This window comes from Pseudooceanicola spongiae, from assembly GCF_014899185.1.
GTDB classification, from domain to species: Bacteria; Pseudomonadota; Alphaproteobacteria; order Rhodobacterales; family Rhodobacteraceae; genus Pseudooceanicola; species Pseudooceanicola spongiae.
Genome location: NZ_CP045201.1, coordinates 3,853,509 through 3,871,314 on the forward strand (window position 1 = coordinate 3,853,509; position 17,806 = coordinate 3,871,314).

General features: G+C 65.7%; 15 protein-coding genes. 6 read left to right on the plus strand and 9 right to left on the minus strand.

Translation table 11 applies throughout. From position 1 onward, the window contains the following. Window positions 1-62: 62 nt before the first annotated feature. On the plus strand, window positions 63-770 hold the full coding sequence (locus F3W81_RS18155; protein ID WP_193080794.1) for a response regulator: 708 nt from the start codon (window positions 63-65) through the stop codon (window positions 768-770). Between the two features lie 131 nt (window positions 771-901). On the opposite strand, the gene F3W81_RS18160 is transcribed toward F3W81_RS18155, so the two are convergent. From F3W81_RS18160 to F3W81_RS18170, 3 genes are all read right to left on the minus strand, one after another. Further along, window positions 902-1,513: an NAD(P)H-dependent oxidoreductase gene (locus tag F3W81_RS18160; protein ID WP_193080796.1), complete on the minus strand. Its 612-nt coding sequence runs from the start codon at window positions 1,511-1,513 to the stop codon at window positions 902-904. Between the two features lie 117 nt (window positions 1,514-1,630). Then, complete coding sequence (locus F3W81_RS18165; RefSeq protein ID WP_193080798.1) at window positions 1,631-2,182, minus strand: 2OG-Fe(II) oxygenase; 552 nt, start codon at window positions 2,180-2,182, stop codon at window positions 1,631-1,633. A 111-nt stretch (window positions 2,183-2,293) separates the two neighbouring features. After that, window positions 2,294-3,952 carry an NAD+ synthase gene (locus F3W81_RS18170; RefSeq protein WP_193080800.1) on the minus strand — a complete coding sequence of 553 codons (1,659 nt, stop codon included), beginning with the start codon at window positions 3,950-3,952 and terminating at the stop codon, window positions 2,294-2,296. A 244-nt stretch (window positions 3,953-4,196) separates the two neighbouring features. Here F3W81_RS18170 and F3W81_RS18175 point away from each other — a divergent pair, with 244 nt between their 5' ends. Continuing rightward, window positions 4,197-5,705, plus strand: a complete 1,509-nt coding sequence (locus tag F3W81_RS18175) for an MORN repeat-containing protein (RefSeq protein WP_193080802.1) — start codon at window positions 4,197-4,199, stop codon at window positions 5,703-5,705. A gap of 86 nt (window positions 5,706-5,791) precedes the next feature. Further along, complete coding sequence (locus F3W81_RS18180; protein WP_193080803.1) at window positions 5,792-6,505, plus strand: dienelactone hydrolase family protein; 714 nt, start codon at window positions 5,792-5,794, stop codon at window positions 6,503-6,505. An 81-nt stretch (window positions 6,506-6,586) separates the two neighbouring features. On the opposite strand, the gene F3W81_RS18185 is transcribed toward F3W81_RS18180, so the two are convergent. Then, entirely contained in the window at window positions 6,587-7,327 is a 741-nt protein-coding gene (locus F3W81_RS18185; RefSeq protein WP_193080805.1) for a YebC/PmpR family DNA-binding transcriptional regulator, read from the minus strand. A gap of 223 nt (window positions 7,328-7,550) precedes the next feature. Between F3W81_RS18185 and F3W81_RS18190 the strand changes: the two genes are divergently transcribed. Both F3W81_RS18190 and F3W81_RS18195 read left to right on the plus strand, forming a co-directional pair. Next, entirely contained in the window at window positions 7,551-9,323 is a 1,773-nt protein-coding gene (locus tag F3W81_RS18190) for an SLC13 family permease (RefSeq protein ID WP_193080807.1), read from the plus strand. An 89-nt stretch (window positions 9,324-9,412) separates the two neighbouring features. Next, entirely contained in the window at window positions 9,413-9,667 is a 255-nt protein-coding gene (locus F3W81_RS18195; protein WP_193080808.1) for a DUF6455 family protein, read from the plus strand. Window positions 9,668-9,742: 75 nt separating this feature from the next. Here the strand turns inward: F3W81_RS18195 and rimO are convergent, their stop codons facing one another. After that, complete coding sequence (gene rimO, locus F3W81_RS18200) at window positions 9,743-11,125, minus strand: 30S ribosomal protein S12 methylthiotransferase RimO (protein WP_193080810.1); 1,383 nt, start codon at window positions 11,123-11,125, stop codon at window positions 9,743-9,745. Window positions 11,126-11,273: 148 nt separating this feature from the next. Between rimO and F3W81_RS18205 the strand changes: the two genes are divergently transcribed. Beyond that, entirely contained in the window at window positions 11,274-13,238 is a 1,965-nt protein-coding gene (locus F3W81_RS18205; RefSeq protein WP_193080812.1) for an AsmA family protein, read from the plus strand. 80 nt (window positions 13,239-13,318) lie between these two features. Here F3W81_RS18205 and F3W81_RS18210 read toward each other — a convergent pair whose 3' ends face one another. From F3W81_RS18210 to meaB, 4 genes are all read right to left on the minus strand, one after another. Further along, a complete protein-coding gene (locus tag F3W81_RS18210) occupies window positions 13,319-13,939 on the minus strand; it encodes a GcrA family cell cycle regulator (protein ID WP_193080814.1) in 621 nt (206 codons plus the stop codon). Window positions 13,940-14,139: 200 nt separating this feature from the next. Then, a complete protein-coding gene (gene argF, locus F3W81_RS18215) occupies window positions 14,140-15,066 on the minus strand; it encodes an ornithine carbamoyltransferase (protein ID WP_193080816.1) in 927 nt (308 codons plus the stop codon). A gap of 75 nt (window positions 15,067-15,141) precedes the next feature. Next, a complete protein-coding gene (locus F3W81_RS18220; RefSeq protein ID WP_193080817.1) occupies window positions 15,142-16,326 on the minus strand; it encodes an aspartate aminotransferase family protein in 1,185 nt (394 codons plus the stop codon). 378 nt (window positions 16,327-16,704) lie between these two features. After that, window positions 16,705-17,682, minus strand: a complete 978-nt coding sequence (gene meaB, locus F3W81_RS18225) for a methylmalonyl Co-A mutase-associated GTPase MeaB (protein WP_193080819.1) — start codon at window positions 17,680-17,682, stop codon at window positions 16,705-16,707. Between the last annotated feature and the right edge of the window lie 124 nt (window positions 17,683-17,806).

Sequence of the window (17,806 nt, forward strand, 5' to 3'; positions counted from 1 at the left end):
GGGCCTAGCCTTCCTTCACGCCATAATGGCGAATCTGTTGATAAGTGAGCGAGGGAAGTGCGATGGACCCGCTGGAAATGATTTCTTCACCGACCGCGACCCGCCCGATGCTGGGCATGACCATTCTGGTGGTCGAGGACAGCCTGTTCGCCTCTGAGGCCATGCGGTTGCTCTGTCTGCGATCCGGGGCGCGGATCCGGCGGGCGGATTGCCTGCGCTCGGCACGGCGGCACCTTGAGGTCTATCGCCCCTCGGCGGTGATCATCGACATGGGGCTGCCCGATGGCTCCGGGGCGGAGCTGATCGAACAGCTGTCGCACTCCAGCCCACGGGTTGCGGTGGTGGCGGCAGTGTCGGGCGATCCGGGGGCCGAGGCGGCGGCGCGCAAGGCCGGGGCGGATTGCTTCATGGCCAAGCCGATGACCAGCCTGGCGATTTTCCAGCGCACTCTGCTGTCGCATATGCCGCCCGAATATCGCATGACCGGCCCCCGCCCGCTGTCCGATGAACGGGTGCAGCCGGACCCGGTGGCCTACAAGGACGACATGGCCCATGCGGCTGAACTGCTGCGTGAGGCGGAGGGCGATGAGGTGCTGGCCTATCTGGGGCAGTTCCTGCGCGGCGTGGCCAATTGCGCCGGCGATACCGCGCTGTCGGCCGCCGCGGATCGTATGGACCGTGCCCGCGCCGGAGAGGCACAGCTGCGCCCGGAGCTGTCGCGGCTGGCGGGCATGCTGCAGGAGCGCGTGGGCGAGCGTCTGGCGATCTGAGAGCCGCCGTGAGAGGGCCGCGCACAAAAAACCGGCGCATGTCGGGCAGGACATACGCCGGTTCATCGGGATGTTCAGGGGCTGGCCCCCGGATCACGCTGCAGTGAGGCGATCCGGCAGCCCGTCAGAGATCAGGCTTCGGCAGTTGCAGGGGCAACCAGCTTGGCGGTGATTTCGACCAGGCGCTGTGCTTGGTGGCTGACAGCGGCGCGGCCTGCGTCGTTGAATTCACCGGCTTTCACGGCGTAGCCGTAGGGGTTGCCGCCCGCTTCGCCGATCGAGGCGTGGGTGAAGCCCGGCGCGACCAGGATGCTGCCCCAGTGCATGACCGAGGTGTAGAAGCCGAGCAGAGTGCTTTCCATGCCGCCGTGATCGTTGGCTGCGCTGGTGGTCGCGGTCACAGTCTTGTTGGCCAGACCGCCTTGCGCCCAGACACCGCCGAGGGTGTCGATGAAGGCGCGCATCTGGCTGGGAGCGGAGCCGAAACGGGTCGGGAAGCTGAAGAAATAGCCATCGGCCCAGATCATGTCGTCTGCGGTTGCGACGGGGGCATCCTTGACCTTGTCGGCCTGAGCTTTCCACGCCTCTTGCGTGTCGACGACCGACTGCGGTGCGGTTTCAGCCACGCGCAGAACGCGGACTTCGGCACCGGCTTCGCGGGCAGCGCGGGCGGCTTCTTCGGCAACGGCGTGGTTGGTGCCATAGGTGGAGTAATAGATGACTGCGATTTTGGGGGCGCTCATGGCGATCTCTCCGTGACTAAGTTTGGTGACTAAGCTTGTGAGAGGGATCTAGTCGGCCCGGCCGCTCAATACGAGTGGCCTAACCGCAAAGTATGTGTGCGCCAATGCACCAAGGTCTTAGCGAAACGGCGCGCCGTGCGCCCAGACCGTCAGGGAGAGCCGCTCTCCGGCGGTCACGGGCACCACGCGGTGCAGGGCAAAGGAGGGGAAAAGCACGGCTGTTCCCGGCTCCAACGGGGCGGTGCGCAGGTTCGAATCGAACCAGACCTCAAGGGTGCCGCCCTTGTAGGCGCCGGGCTCGGAAAGCTGCGTGACCAGCGTCAGTTTGCGCCGCGCCGCCAGTGTGCCGTCGCCAACATCGGAGTGCCAGCCGAAGTGCCCCTCTCTCGCGGCGTCATAGCGCGCGATCTGTGGGCTTTCGGCGAAATCCTGCAGGTCGAAATCGAAGACCTCGCGGTTGGCGACGCGCACCACGTCGATCAGCCGGTCCATCACCCAGTCGGTGCCGGGAACATCATCGACCCAGACCAGTTCGGCGCGGCGCAGGTTCTGATCCTTGGCACGACGCACGAGGCCCGCCTCCTGCGCGGGGGCGGCGCGGGCAATCTCGGCCAGCCGAGCGCATTCAACGGCGGAAAAGGCTTCGGGAACAATGTGAAAGGCGATCATGACAGGCTGCGGCTCCGGGAGGGCGAAGCGCTGGCAATAGGGCCTGTGGCCCGGCGTCGCGCATAGGTTTGCGACGCCGGGCATGTCGTATTTGACGCATACGAGCGGGGATCAGCCGCCGTCGCGCCAGCGGTTGACGATGGGATAGCGGCGATCCAGCCAGAAGGCGCGTTTGGTCAGGCGGGTGCCGGGGGCGGACTGAAAGCGTTTGTATTCGCTGAGGTAGAGCAGGCGTTCGACCTGCTTCACATCCGCGTGATCATAGCCCGCCGCGACGCAATCGCTGACCGAGGCATCCTGATCGACCAGCAGGTCGAGAATCCCGTCGAGCACCGGATAATCGGGCAGGGAATCGCTGTCTTTCTGGTCGGGGCGCAGCTCGGCCGAGGGGGGTTTGGAGATGATGCGCGCGGGGATCACCTCGCCCTCGGGGCCGGCCATCCAGTCGCGGTGATTGGCATTGCGCCAGCGGCACTGTTCAAAAACGCGTGTCTTGTAGAGATCCTTGATCGGATTGTAACCGCCCGCCATGTCGCCGTAGATCGTGGCATAGCCGACCGCGACCTCGGACTTGTTGCCCGTCGTCAGCAGCATTTCGCCGAACTTGTTGGACATCGCCATCAGCAGCAGGCCGCGCAGGCGGGACTGGATGTTTTCTTCGGTGATGTCGGGCTTGGTGTCCTCGAACAGCGGGGCGAGGGTTGCGGTGATCGCGTCGCGGCCTTCGCTGATCGGCACGTAATCGTAGCGGCATCCGAGGGCCAGAGCGGCGGCTTTGGCATCTTCCAGCGAATGCTCAGACGTGTATTCCGACGGTAGCATGACGCAGCGCACGTTCTGCGGGCCGAGTGCATCGACGGCGATGGTGGCGACCAGCGCCGAGTCGATGCCGCCGGACATGCCGAGCAGCACCTTCTTGAAGCCGGTCTTGCCGCAGTAGTCGCGCAGGGATTCGACCATGGCGCGGTAGTCCTGCTCCCACTCATCCGGGATACGCTCCTTGGCCCCGGTTTCGATCTGCCAGCCCTCGGGCGTGCGGGCGAGGTCGACATGCACGACGTCCTCGTCAAAGACCGACATCTGGAACGCCAGAGCACCGCCGGGGTTGAGGCCGAAGCTGCCACCGTCGAAGACCTGATCGTCCTGACCGCCCACCATGTTGAGGTAGATCAGCGGCAGGCCCGTCTCGATCACGCGCGCGACCATGTGGTTGAAGCGGGTGCCGAGCTTGTTGCGGTAGTAGGGCGAGCCGTTCGGGACCAGCAGGAACTCGGCGCCGGTTTCTGCAAGGGTTTCAGAGACTTCCGGGTGCCAGGCGTCTTCGCAGATCGGGCTGCCGATGCGGGTATTTCCCACGGCATAGGGCCCGCCGAGCGCGCCGCTGTCATACAGGCGCACCTCGTCGAAGACCGTCTCGTTCGGCAGGTTGTGCTTGAGCACACGGCTCACGACGCGCCCGCCGCGGCAGATGTGGTAGGCGTTGTAGAGCGAGGCGCCCTCAAGCCAGGGCCCGCCGATCGCCAGCGCGGGACCGTCGGCACATTGCACGGCAAGTGCTTCGATCGCGGCGATGGCGGTCTGGTGGAACACCGGCTTTTCGATCAGATCCTGCACCTGATAGCCGGTGATGAACATCTCGGGCAGGGCCACCAGATCGGCGCCGGCGTCGCGCCCGGCCTGCCAGGCGGTGAAGGCTTTCAGGGCATTGCCCTCGATATCCCCGACTGTGGGGTTGAGCTGGGCCAGTGTGATGCGGAACCGGTCGGACATGAGAACCCCTTTCGCTGCCCTGCGTGAATACGCATCAGGGCTTTATCTTTGATTACCGGCTGGGCGGGGCGAGTGAAAGCCGATTTGCCGATCCGGGGCGTTTGCGGGCAAGGCTCGGCCGGTCTGGCGGAAAGGCGTTGTATCACGGTGCAGCGTCGCTTAGGTTTTCGACAATCCGGGAGCCAGGCCAAGTCATCAGCCAGGACAGGCCCCCAGCCGGAAATTGCACGTTCAAGGAGAGAACATGGCTCAGAGGCTGAAGACGCTTTTGGCGGCCGGCGCGGCCTGCATCGCACTGGTGTCGACATCGACCTGGGCGCAGGACGCAGATGTGCGCACCAAGCAGTACGAAGACGGAGGCGTCTACGAGGGCACCTTTCTGAACGGTCTGCAGGACGGCACGGGCACCTACAGCCTGCCGAACGGCTATGAATATACCGGCGACTGGGTGCAGGGTGAAATCCTCGGCCAGGGGCGGGCGCGGTTCCCCAACGGCTCGGTCTATGAGGGGGCGTTTGCCAAGGGCAAGCCCGAGGGCTTCGGCAAGATCACCTTTTCCGATGGTGGCACCTATGAGGGCGAATGGGCCGACGGCAAGATCACCGGGCAGGGCATCGCGGAATACGCCAATGGCGTGCGCTATGAGGGCGGCTTTCGCAACGCCATGCACAACGGCAAGGGCCGGATGAAGAATCCCGACGGCTATGTCTACGAGGGCGACTGGATCAACGGCGTCAAGGAAGGCACCGGCACCATCACCTATCCCGACGGCGCGACCTACGAGGGGCAGATCGTGGCGGGCGTGCGGCAGGGGCAGGGCACGCTGCTCATGTCCGACGGGCTGAGCTATACCGGCGACTGGGACAACGGCCAGATCAGCGGCACCGGCAAGCTGACGCAGCCGAACGGCGATATCTACGAGGGCGCGCTGAAGGACGGCAAACGTCAGGGGCAGGGCCGCGTGACCTATGCCAATGGCGACATCTACGAGGGCGGGTTTGTCGACGACAAGCGCGAGGGCGAGGGCACCTTCAGCGGCGTCGACGGCTATCGGTACGTCGGCCAATGGGCGGCGGACAAGATTGCGGGGACCGGCGAAGTCACCTTCCCCGATGGCTCGGTCTACAAGGGCGACTTTGCCAACGACCTCGCCAATGGCAAGGGCACGATCACCTATCCCGATGGCGCCACTTACGTCGGCGACTGGGTCAATGGCGTGATCGAGGGGCAGGGCGTGGCGCGTTTCCCCACCGGCGTTGTCTATGAGGGCGGCTTCAAGCAGGCCAAGAACGACGGCTACGGCGTGATGACCCACTCCGACGGCTATCGCTATGAGGGCGACTGGGTCGCGGGCCAGCGGCAGGGCAAGGGCACGGCCACCTTCCCCGGCGGCATGGTCTACACCGGCGATTTCGTCGCCGGAGAGCGCGACGGCGTCGGCAAGATCACCATGCCCGACGGGTTCTCCTACGAGGGCGCATGGAAAGCGGGCGAGATGACCGGCAAGGGCGTCGCGACCTATGCCAATGGCGATATCTACACCGGCACGTTCGAACAGGGCCGCCGTCAGGGCGAAGGCACGCTGACCTATGCCACGGGCGAAGTCCTGTCGGGCAAATGGTCGAACGGCGCGCTGGAGGGGGCAGAGGCCAAGCCCCTGCCTGCCGACCCCGCAGCGCTGGCACCCGAGACGGATGCGCCTGTGACGGCCCCTGATACTGCACCGGCACCCACACCGGCCCCGGCGAACTGATCCGTCGTGCGCCGTTTGCGACTTTCCTCAAGGCCCCGCACTCTGTTGCGGGGCCTTTTCGCTTTCCCCCTGAAAGGAGTGTCGTCATGAGCGATGCCATCATCACCAAACCCCTGAGCTATGTCGCCGGCGGCGCTGACTGCCACGGCTATCTGGCGCTGCCTGCGGGCCCCGGGCCGCATCCTGGCGTGCTGGTCGCGCCTGCTTTCGGTGGCCTGTCCGACAGTGACCGCGCCGTGGCCGACAGGCTGGCCGGGCTGGGCTATGCCGCGCTCGGCGTCGATTATTACAGCGGCGGGGCCTATACGCAGGACCGCGAGGAGGCGAGCGCCCTGATGCAGGGGATGCAGAACGACCGCCCCCTGCTGGCCGCCCGGATGCAGGGCGCGCTGGCGGCGCTGGCCGGGCAGGAGCAGGTCGACGCGGCCCGCCTCGGGGCGATGGGGTTCTGCTTTGGCGGCAAGGCGGTGCTGGACCTGGCCCGCTCGGGCGCTGATTTCCGCGCCGGGGTGACCTTCCACGGGGTCTATGATGCGCCCGCGTCTGGCAGCCAGACCATGAAGCCCGCGATGCTGATCCTGCACGGTTGGGATGATCCGCTGGCCACGCCAGAGCAGACCGTTGCGCTGGCCGCCGAGCTGACCGCCCATTGCGCCGACTGGCAGCTGCTGGGCTTCGGGCACACGGGCCACGGCTTTACCAATGTGAACGCCAAAGGCCCCGGCATGGGCTATTCCGAGGCCGCGACGACGCGCGGCTGGGCCAATATGCTGCAGCTCTTTGCCGATAAGCTGGCCTGAGGGCCGAGACGGCACACCCCAGAAACGACAAAGGCCGGGGACATCCCCCGGCCTTTTGATCTTGTGGAGGAAGGGGCGGCGTTACAGCTGCTCCATCACCTCGTCCGAGGCCTCGAAGTTGACGGTGACGCGCTGTACGTCGTCGTCATCTTCCAGCGCATCGATCAGCTTCATCAGCTTCTGCATGCCCTCAAGGTCAAGCTCGGTCGTGGTGGTCGGCTTCCAGATCAGCTTGGTCGAGTCGCTCTCGCCCAGCTCGGCCTCAAGCGCTGTGGCCACGCCGTTCAGATCGGTGTCGAGGCAATAGATGGTGTGGCCATCCTCGGTGCTTTCGACGTCTTCGGCACCGGCCTCGATCGCGGCCATCATCACGGTGTCGTTGTCGCCGACGCTGGCGGGGTAGGTCACTTCGCCCTTGCGGTCGAACATGAACCCAACCGAGCCGGTTTCGCCCAGGTTGCCGCCGTGCTTGGTGAAGGTCGAGCGGACGTTCGAGGCGGTGCGGTTGCGGTTGTCGGTCATCGCCTCGACGATGACGGCAACACCACCGGGGCCGTAACCCTCATAGCGGATCTCTTCGTAGTCGTCGCCGTCCCCGACCTGCGATTTCTTGATCGCGCGGTCGATCACGTCTTTCGGCACGGAAACCGACTTGGCTTCCTTGACCGCCAGCCGCAGCCGGGGGTTCTTGTCGGGATCAGGGTCGCCCATCTTGGCGGCGACGGTGATCTCTTTCGAGAGTTTCGAAAACAGCTTGGACCGCGCAGCGTCCTGACGACCCTTGCGGTGCTGAATGTTTGCCCATTTAGAGTGGCCGGCCATAGGTGCCTCCATGCTCCTGAAATCCAATATCGCGCCTCTATATTGCAGGGTGCCCCTTGCCTGCAAGGGGATCGGCGCGGGCATATCGCGATGGATGGCAAGTTTCGCGCGCCTTTCGGCGTGCCGGGGTCCGCACAGGGCGTCGCAGCCGGACTTCCCGCCGATCTGGAGAGGCGGGAAAAATATTTGTGGATCGGTAACTTGGCCGGGTTATGTCTGCTCAATGACAATAGATCAGATCATTCTCTTCACCCTGTTTTTCGCCGTCTTCGCCCTGCTGATATGGGGGAGATGGCGCTATGACCTTGTCGCCTTCGCCGCCCTGATGGTCGGGGTGGCCACGGGCGTCGTGCCCTATGAGGAGGCCTTTGCCGGGTTTGGCCATGAGGCGACGCTGATCGTGGCGCTGGTTCTGGTGATCTCGGCGGGGCTGGTACGCTCGGGGGCGGTCTATCTGATCACGCGCACGCTGGTGGACAGTTCGCGCAATCTTGGCCTGCATATCGCGCTGATGGGCGGGATCGGCGGCGTGCTGTCGGCCTTCATGAACAACGTGGCCGCGCTGGCGCTGCTGATGCCGGTGGATGTGCAGACCGCCAAGAAGGCCGGGCGCGCCCCGGGGCTGTCGCTGATGCCGCTGTCGTTCGCCACCATTCTGGGCGGTATGGCGACGCTGATCGGGACGCCGCCGAACATCATCATTTCCTCCATCCGGGCGCAGACCCTGGGCGAGCCCTTTGGCATGTTCGACTTTGCCCCTGTGGGCGCGCTGACGGCGCTTGGTGGGCTGGCGTTCGTCGCGCTGATCGGCTGGCGGTTGATCCCGCAGCCCAAGACGGCGAGCCTGTCGGACAAGGAAATCGCGCAATACGTCGCCGAGCTGACGGTGCCCGAGGACAGCAAGATGATCGGCAACCGGGTCATCGACTACAGTGAGCAGGCGGAAAAGGCGGATGTGGCGATCCTCGGGCTGATCCGGGACAACCGGCGTCTTTATGGCCGTGCGCAAAACACCCGCCTGCAGGCAGGCGATGCGCTGGTGCTGGAGGCGGTGCCCGAGGCGCTGGACGAATTCCGCAGTGCGCTCGACCTGAGTTTTTCCGACCAGATCCGCGAAGATCAGCTGAAGGCAGACGGCGAGGGTCTGGATATTCTGGAGTTGGTCGTGACGGCCGAGTCGCGGCTGTCGGGCAAGACAGCGCAGGGTATCGGGCTGTCCTGGCGTCATCGCGCGGTGTTGATGGGGATTTCGCGGCAGGGCCGGCGGATCACCAAGCAGGTGCGCATGACCGAAGTGCGCCCGGGCGATCTGTTGCTGCTGCTGGTGCCGAAAGAGCAGGGGCAGGAGATTGCGGAATGGCTCGGATGTCTGCCGCTGGCCGACCGTGGGCTGGCCGTGACCGAGAACAAGAAGGTCTGGTCTGCCATCGGGCTGTTCGCGCTGGCCGTGGCGGCGGCGAGCTTTGGTCTGATCCATCTGCCGATTGCGCTTGGCTTTGTGGTGATCGCCTATCTGCTGCTGCGGATCGTGCCGATGCGCGAGCTTTACGATCATATCGAGTGGCCCGTCGTGGTGCTGCTCGGCTCGATGATCCCGCTTGGCATGGCGCTGGAGAGTTCCGGCGGCACCGAGCTGATTGCGCAGGGGCTGGTGACGCTGACCAGCGGCTGGCCGGCCTGGGCGATCCTGACGGCGCTGATGGTGGTGACGATGACCCTCTCGGACGTGCTGAACAACACGGCGACGGCGATTGTCGCGGCCCCGATCGGCATCCGCATGGCGCAGACGCTGGAGGTCTCGCCCGATCCGTTCCTGATGGCGGTGGCGATTGCGGCCTCGGCGGCGTTTCTGACGCCGATCGGGCACAAGAACAACACGCTGATCCTCGGCCCCGGCGGCTATCGCTTTGGCGACTACTGGCGCATGGGGCTGCCGCTGGAGATTCTGGTCGTGGCCGTGTCGATCCCGCTGATCCTGATCTTCTGGCCGCTTTGATTAGGATCAAGGCGGGGCCGGTCTTGCGGGCGTAGCCTCGGTGCCAAGGGCATTCGCACGGGCGGAGCCGGGGTCATCAGGAGGTTTACATGGGACTATTTCGCAAGCTGGACCGTCACGCGGCGCTGATGGATGGCATGGCCGAGCGGCTGGGCAGTGATATTGCCGGATCTGTCGAGCAGTCACCCGAAGCAGGCGCACGGGCCTATCGGGCGGCGGTCATTTCCTGTGCGTCCTGTGGCAAGGAGGGGGCCTGTGTCAGCTGGCAGGCAGAGCATGAGACGGCTGACGCCGCGCCGGGGTATTGCCGGAATGGTGACTGGCTGGCAGCGTTGCGCCCCTGATCGGGCGTTCCGCCGGTGGCGAGGTGGGGGCCTCCGGCGGAAGTATTTTGGGCAAGATGACTTTGGAGCGGCGCTTTAGTTGGTGAGGCGGCCCCAAAGGTCGTATTCGCCGGCCTCGTCGACCTCGACCGTGACGATGTCGCCGGGGGAGAGGTGTTCGAAGCCTTCGTCGATGAAGAGGTTGCCGTCGATTTCCGGGGCATCGGCCCAGGTGCGGCAGGTGGCGGCGTCTTCGTCGACCTCGTCCACGATGACCTGCAGGGTCTTGCCGACTTTGGCCTGGAGTTTCGCCTCGGAGATGGCTTGCGCCTTTTCCATGAAGCGGTCCCAGCGCTCCTGTTTGACTTCGTCGGGGACGTGGTCGGGCAGGTCGTTGGAGCGGGCGCCTGCGACGTTTTCGTATTGGAAGCAGCCGACGCGGTCGAGCTGGGCTTCGTCCATCCAGTCGAGCAGGTACTGGAACTCCGCCTCTGTCTCACCGGGGTAGCCGACGATGAAGGTCGAGCGCAGGGTGATGTCGGGGCAGGTGGCGCGCCAGGCGGCGATTTCATCCAGCGTGCGGGCGGAGGCTGCGGGGCGGGCCATGCGTTTGAGCACATCCGGGTGGGCGTGCTGAAACGGGATGTCGAGATAGGGCAGCAGGCCCGAGGCGGGATCGGCCATCAGCGGGATCAGGTCGCGCACATGCGGGTAGGGGTAGACGTAGTGCAGCCGGACCCAGGCGCCAAGCGCGCCGAGGTCGCGGGCGAGGTCGGTGATATGGGCGCGATGGTCGCGTTCCGTCATGTGCTTGATGTCGACGCCGTAGGCCGAGGTGTCCTGTGAGATCACCAGCAGTTCCTTGACGCCCGCTTGCACCAGCTTTTCAGCCTCGCGCACGACAGCATGGGCGGGGCGTGATTGCAGGCGGCCGCGCATGTCGGGGATGATGCAGAACTTGCACTTGTGGTTACAGCCCTCGGAAATCTTGAGGTAGCTGTAGTGGCGCGGTGTCAGCGAGACTCCGGACGCCGGCAGCAGGTCGACGAAGGGATCGGGGCTGGGCGGCACGGCCTTGTGCACCGCGTCGAGCACCTGTTCGTATTGGTGCGGCCCGGTGACGGCGAGGACTTTCGGGTGCGCGCCGGTGATATATTCAGGCTCGGCCCCGAGGCAGCCGGTGACGATGACGCGGCCGTTTTCGGCCAGCGCTTCGCCGATGGCCGCGAGGCTTTCCGCCTTGGCGGAGTCGAGGAAGCCGCAGGTGTTCACGATCACCGCATCGGCGCCCGCGTAATCGGGGCTGATGGCATAGCCCTCAGCGCGCAGGCGGGTCAAAATCCGCTCGCTGTCGACAAGGGCTTTGGGACACCCGAGGCTGACCATACCGAGAGACGGCTGGCCTGCGCGACGGGAGGTATCGCCCAGCCGCGGAGCGGGGGCGAGATCGGGGCGGAGGTTTGGCGGGTTCTGCGACATATGCCGCCTATAGCGCGAGTCGAGGCACAAGGGAATTGCCCGCGCGCAGAGGCTGCATCAAGGCCGCTTTGCTTGCCGCGCGGGGGTCAGCTGCTATCTTGTGCGCAAAGGCCCGCAACGAGGCCATGCGATTTCAAGGAGCGAGTGGATGCGGGTGATCAGGCGAATTCTGGGTTTTGTCGTTGTTCTGGTGGTGGTTCTGGCGCTGTTTGCCCTCGGCGCGGTGTTTCTGCTGCCGGGCGAGCGGATTGCCCGGATCGCCGCGGATCAGATCGAGGCGCGCACCGGGCGGGCGCTGACGATCTCGGGCGATACTTCGGTCAGTTTTTATCCCAACCTTGGGGTCGAGACGGGGCCGGTGCAGCTGGCCAATGCCGACTGGTCGGGCAACGGGCCGATGTTTCAGGCGCAGGCGCTGAAGATCGGTGTCGATGTCCGGGCCCTGATCGGCGGCGATATCCGCATCACCACGCTTGAGGCGACCGAGCCGCGCATCCTGCTGGAAAAGACCGCCGACGGGCGCGCCAACTGGGATCTGTTCGGCACGCTGAGCGCCAGTGACCCGAGCCCCGCGCCGACCGGAGCCGAGGCACCGGCGCCACGCGGTTTCGGGCTGGAGCGGGCCATGCTGAGCGGTGCGGCCCTGCGCTATGTCGATCCGGCGACCCAGACGGATACCTTGGTGCAGGGCGTCGATCTGGATCTGCGCCTGCCCGATTACAACGGCCCTGCGGATCTGGACATGGTGCTGCATCCGGCGGGGGAGGCAGTGACGCTGACCGGGCATATCGAGCGGTTCGCCGATCTGGTGAACGGGGCGGTCTCGGCCACCCGGCTGGCTCTGGTGGCACCGGGGGGCGAGGCGCATTTTGATGGCAGCTTCGGTCTGACGCCCGAGGCGCAGGGCGCACTGCGTCTGAACCTTGCCGACACCTCGCGCTTTCTGGCCGCGCTCGGCAATCCCGGCGTTGCGCTGCCGCAGGGGCTGGGGCAGAGCGCCCAGTTCACCGGGCAGATGACCTTTGCCGAGGGCCGGGTCTCGTTGCGGGGCGGGCGTGTGACGCTGGATGACAACGCGCTGGATGTCTCGGCGGATGTGGCGCTTGGGGATGTGCCGCAGGTGACGGCGCGGCTGGTGACGGGCACGCTGGATCTGTCGGGGCTGGGCACGACCGCGCCGGCGGCCAGTGGGGGTGCGACTGGGGCAGGCGGGGCACCCGCTGAGGGCTGGTCGCGCGCGCCGATTGATGCCTCGGCCCTGGCGCTGTTCAATGGCGATGTGTCGCTGAAAGCCGATGTGGTGAACCTTGGCGTGACACAGCTGAGCGGCGTCGACACGCTGATCAGCGTCGACCGCGCCCGCGCCGTGGCCGATATCCGCAGCCTGTCGGCCTTTGGCGGCGCGCTGAGCGGGCAGGTCGTGGCGAACAACCGCGCGGGCCTGTCGGTGGCGGCCAATCTGGGCATCACCGGCGTCGATCTGGCGCGGCTTTTGCGCGAAACCGCTGGGATCACGCGCTTTACCGGGGCGGCGGACGGTCGGGTCGATCTGCTGGCCACGGGCAATTCGATGGCGGCGTGGATGTCGTCGCTGTCGGGGACCGGCACGCTTTCGACCGGGCAGGGCACGATTGCGGGCATCGACCTCGACAAGCTGTTCCGCACCGGCGCGGCCAATGGCGGCACGACGATCTTTGATCAGACCTCGGCCAGTTTCCTGATCGCCGACGGCGTGCTGCGCAACAATGACCTGAGCATGAAGCTCGCCTCGATTCAGGCGACGGGCAAGGGCACGGTCGATCTCGGCGGGCGGGCGATCGACTATCTTTTCACGCCGACGCTGCTGCGCACGGGCGAGCAGAACATCTCGGTCCCGGTGCGCATCAAGGGTCCCTGGGCCAGCCCGCGCATCATCCCCGATCTGGAGCAGGCGCTGCAGAGCAACTTTGACATCAACAAGGGCGACGTGAAGAAAGAGGCGCAGGACAAGCTGCGCAAGGAAGTGCAGGACAAGCTGGGCGTCCAGCAGCAGCAGGGCGAAAGCAGCGAGGATGCGATTCGCCGTGGCATCGAAGAGAAGCTGCGCGGCAGTCTGAAGGGGCTGTTCAAATAGGCGCGCCACGCCTCTGCCGAAGCAACAAAAAATGCGCCCTCAAACGGGGGCGCACTTTTCTTTTTCAAAAAGCGAGGGCGTCAGCGTTTGCGATCGCGGCGCGACGACATCGGCTGGAAGGCGACGCCGACATGGGCCTCGCAGTAGGGTTTGCCCTGTTGCACGGGCAGGCCGCAGAACCAGAAATCTTCCGTGGCGGGGTCGCCGACGGGCCATTTGCAGGTGCGCTCGGTCAGCTCCATCAGGGTCAGGCGCTTGGCCTTCTTCTCGATTTCGCTGACTTTCGCCAGGGCCTCGGGGCTGATTTCATTGGCCGAGGGCTGCGGCGGCAGCGGCTGGCCTGCGGGGATGATGGCGCGGCGCGCCGCCGACATGGCGGGCGCGGCAGGTGCTGCGGGTTCCGCCGCAGGGCGCGCCTCGGCCGGAGCCTCGCGTTTCGGCGTGGCGGCGGCAGGCGTCACGGGCGCTGAGGGTTTGGCCTTCGGGGCCTCGGGCTTGGGGGGCGCGGCGGGGGCTGCTGCGGCAGGGGTTGCCTGCTGCGGCGCACCGCCACCGGAGCGGTTCGACAGGCCCAGACGGTGGACCTTGCCGATCACTGCGTTCCGGGTCACGCCGCCCAGCTCCTTGGCGATCTGGCTGGCGGATTGGCCCTCGCTCCACATCTTTTTCAGAAGCTCTACGCGTTCGTCGGTCCAGGACATGCAGGTCCTCCAGGGTTCTCGGCGGCCGCTTCCTGCGGTCGAAGGTGACAGGGCGGCACCCATGTGCCGCCCCGGTCCGTTGATCAGTCCCCTATTTTAAACACCATCGCCCGAGATACAAGGTCGCGTGGCGACGATTCGCGGGCTCAGCGGGGAACCAGAGCCTGTTACAGGCGGATCACAGGGGCGCAAGGCCCATGCTAGAGGCCAAGGCACCAGCGCATCACGGCCTTCTGGGCGTGCAGGCGGTTTTCGGCCTCGTCAAAGATCACCGACTGCGGCCCGTCCATGACGGTAGAGGTCACTTCCTCGCCCCGGTGTGCGGGCAGGCAGTGCATGAACAGCGCATCATCGGCCGCTGCCGCCATCACCGCTTCGTTCACCTGATAGGAGCGCAGCATGTTGTGGCGGCGTTCGCGGGCCGATTGCGCATCATGCATCGACACCCATGTGTCGGCGACGATCAGATCTGCGCCCTCGACCGCGCGCATCACGTCGCGTTCAATGATCACGGTCGAGCCCTGCTCGCGCGCAAAGGCGACGGCTCTGGGATCGGGGTCCAGCTGCATCGGGCCGGCAAAGGTCAGATCAAAGCCGAACTGCCCGGCGGCATGCAGGAAGCTGGCGCAGACGTTGTTGCCGTCGCCGGTCCAGACCACCTTCTTGCCCTTGATCGGGCCACGGTGTTCCTCAAATGTCATCACGTCCGCCATGATCTGGCAGGGATGGCTGGAATCGGTCAGCCCGTTGATCACCGGCACGCTGGCGGCATCGGCCATCTCGTGCAGCACGGCCTCGTCAAAGGTGCGGATCATGATCATGTCGACATAACGGCTGAGCACGCGGGCGGTGTCGGCAATCGTCTCGCCATGCCCCAGCTGCATGTCCTGACCCGACAGCACCATCGTTTGCCCGCCCATCTGGCGCACGCCCACGTCGAACGAAACGCGTGTCCGGGTCGAGGGCTTTTCAAAGATCAGCGCCACCATGCGCCCGGCCAGCGCCTGTTCGTCATCGGGCATGCCGCGCGGGCGACCCTCACGGGCGGTCTTTATGGCGCGGGCATGGTCGATGATCTGGCGCAGCTCTCCGGCGTCGGTGGTGTGCAGGTCTAGGAAATGGTTCATCGGGAAACTCTTGTTGTCGCCGGGGGCAGGGCGGCCCACACCCCCGGAAGGTTCTGAATTCGGTGCAGTCCGGCCTTACTTGGCCAAGCCCTGCTCCACATTCGTTGCAGCAGCGTCGAGGCGGGTGATGGCCTCGGCAATCTCGTCATCGGTGATGGTCAGCGGCGGCAGCAGACGCAACACGTTGTCGGCAGCCGGGACGGTGATCACCTCGTTGGCATAGCCCGCCTTGACGATGTCGGCGTTGGAGGCCTTGCACTTCAGCCCGATCATCAGGCCAAGACCGCGCACGCTCTCGAAGACGTCGGGGTGCGAGGCGACAAGCCCCTCCAGCTTCTGCCGCAGCAGGCTGGATTTGCGGTTCACTTCGGCCAGGAAATCGGGGTCGGAGACATGCTTGATGACTTCGATGCCAATGGCGCAGCCCAGCGGGTTGCCGCCATAGGTCGACCCATGGGTGCCGACGACCATGCCGGACGCGGCCTCTTCTGTCGCCAGCACAGCGCCCAGCGGAAAGCCGCCGCCGATGCCCTTGGCCACCATCATGATATCGGGGGTGACGCCCGCCCACTCATGGGCAAACAGGCGGCCGGTGCGCGCGATCCCGCATTGCACCTCGTCCAGAATCAGCAGGGTGCCGGTCTCGTCGCACATCGCCCGCAGAGCTTTCAGATCCGCATCGGGGATCGGGCGAATGCCGCCCTCGCCCTGCACCGGCTCGATCAGGATCGCGGCGGTCGTCTCGCTCAGGGCGCCCTTCAGAGCCTCCCAGTCGCCCCATTTCATCACCTTGAAACCGGGCAGCAGAGGGCCAAAGCCCTTGACCATCTTCTCGGTTGGCGAGGCTGCAATCGCGGCGGAGGAGCGGCCATGAAACGCACCATCAAAGGTCAGGATCTCGACCCGCTCGGGCTGGCCCTTCTCGTACCAGTATTTGCGGGCCATCTTGATGGCCAGCTCACAGGCCTCGGTGCCGGAGTTGGTAAAGAAACAGGTGTCGGCAAAGCTTGCGTCCACCAGCCGCCGCGCCAGCTCTTCCTGCTGCGGGATCTCGTAGAGGTTGGACAGATGCCAGACCTTGTTCGCTTGGGTCGTCAGCGCGGCGACCAGCGCCGGATGCGCATGCCCCATCACGTTGACGGCAATACCCGCGCCAAGATCAAGAAAACGGCGCCCGTCCTCCTCGATCAGCCAGGTGCCTTCACCTTTGACAAAGTGAAGCGGCGCGCGGGAATAGGTCGGCAGGACAGCAGGGATCATCAGACGTTCCTCTGGAGTACGGAGGCCCTGAAAGAGCACGCGCCCCCGGGCCAAGTCAAGTTTTCAGGATGTGGGAGTATCGCGCCGCGACAATTTGGGCGCAGGATCGACCAGAGAACGCCCCGGCAAAGGGGCGACTGTTACGCGCGTCGGCGTCGAAGGGCGAGGGGCGTTTGAGCGATCATGCGCCACCGCATACGCTGATCCCCGGCTTTTGCATAGATCCAATATCAGATCGCCCCCCGCGCCCGTGGTAGCCTTGCTCGCCTCCGGCGGAAGTATTTAAGGCAAGATGATGAAGAGCGCCTCCCACCTGTTTCCCTGTTGGAAATATCCCGGGGGTGGCAGGCGCAGCCTGACGGGGGCAGCGCCCCCATCCTACCCTTGCCGCAGGGCGGACAGCATCTCTTCAGCGGCGAGGGCCGGTGTTATCTCACCCCGTGCCACGGCCTCGCCCAGCTCTGTCATGTGGGTGCGGGCCGCAGGCGTTTCCAGCTGTGCCAGAAGGCCCCGTTTTACGTCTTCGCGGAACCAGTATCGCGCCTGGGCAGCGCGGCGCGCCTGCAGGTGTCCGGCCTCGCGGCGCCAGCCCTCCAGCGACTTCATCTCGGTCCAGGCGGTCTCAAGTCCTGCCTGTTCAATGGCGGAGACCATCAGCGCCTTGGGAAAGCCTTCGGGGTCCTGTGGGCGTTTGCGCAGCAGGCGCAAAGCTCCGGCATAGTCGGCGCAGGTGCGGCTCGCGGCGGGTTTCAGCTCTCCGTCAGCCTTGTTGATCAGGATCATGTCGGCCATCTCCATGATGCCGCGTTTGACGCCCTGCAGCTCATCTCCGCCGGCCGGGGCGAGCAGCAGGATAAACAGGTCGCTGATCTCGGCCACCACGGTTTCGGATTGCCCGACGCCCACCGTCTCGATCAGTACCACGTCGAAGCCTGCCGCCTCGCAGACAGCCACCGCTTCGCGGGAGCGGCGGGCGATGCCGCCCAGATGCGTCTGGCTGGGCGAGGGGCGGATGAAGGCGCCGGGCGCGCGCGCCAGCTGGTCCATCCGGGTCTTGTCGCCGAGGATCGAGCCGCCTGAGCGCGCCGAGCTTGGGTCGACGGCCAGCACTGCAACGCGCAGCTCCGCTTGCGTCAGCATCATCCCGAAGCTCTCGATGAAGGTCGATTTGCCCACCCCCGGCGTGCCCGACAGGCCGATGCGCAGCGCCTGCCGCCCCGATTGCGCCAGCCGCTGGATCAGGCCGGCCGAGGCCTCCCGGTGATCGGCGCGGCTGCTCTCCACCAGGGTGATGGCGCGGCTCAGCGCGCGGCGGTCACCGTTCAGAACCTTCTCGGCGATCGTCTCGATGTCCATCCGGCCTCTCCCCCCTGCTGTCTGCGTTTGGGTGTAGCGCGCGCGCGGCGGGCGCGTCCAGAGGTGTGGGGCGTGGATTGACCTGTGGTCGCTGGGGTGGTCTGGTCCGCGCATTCGAGGAAGG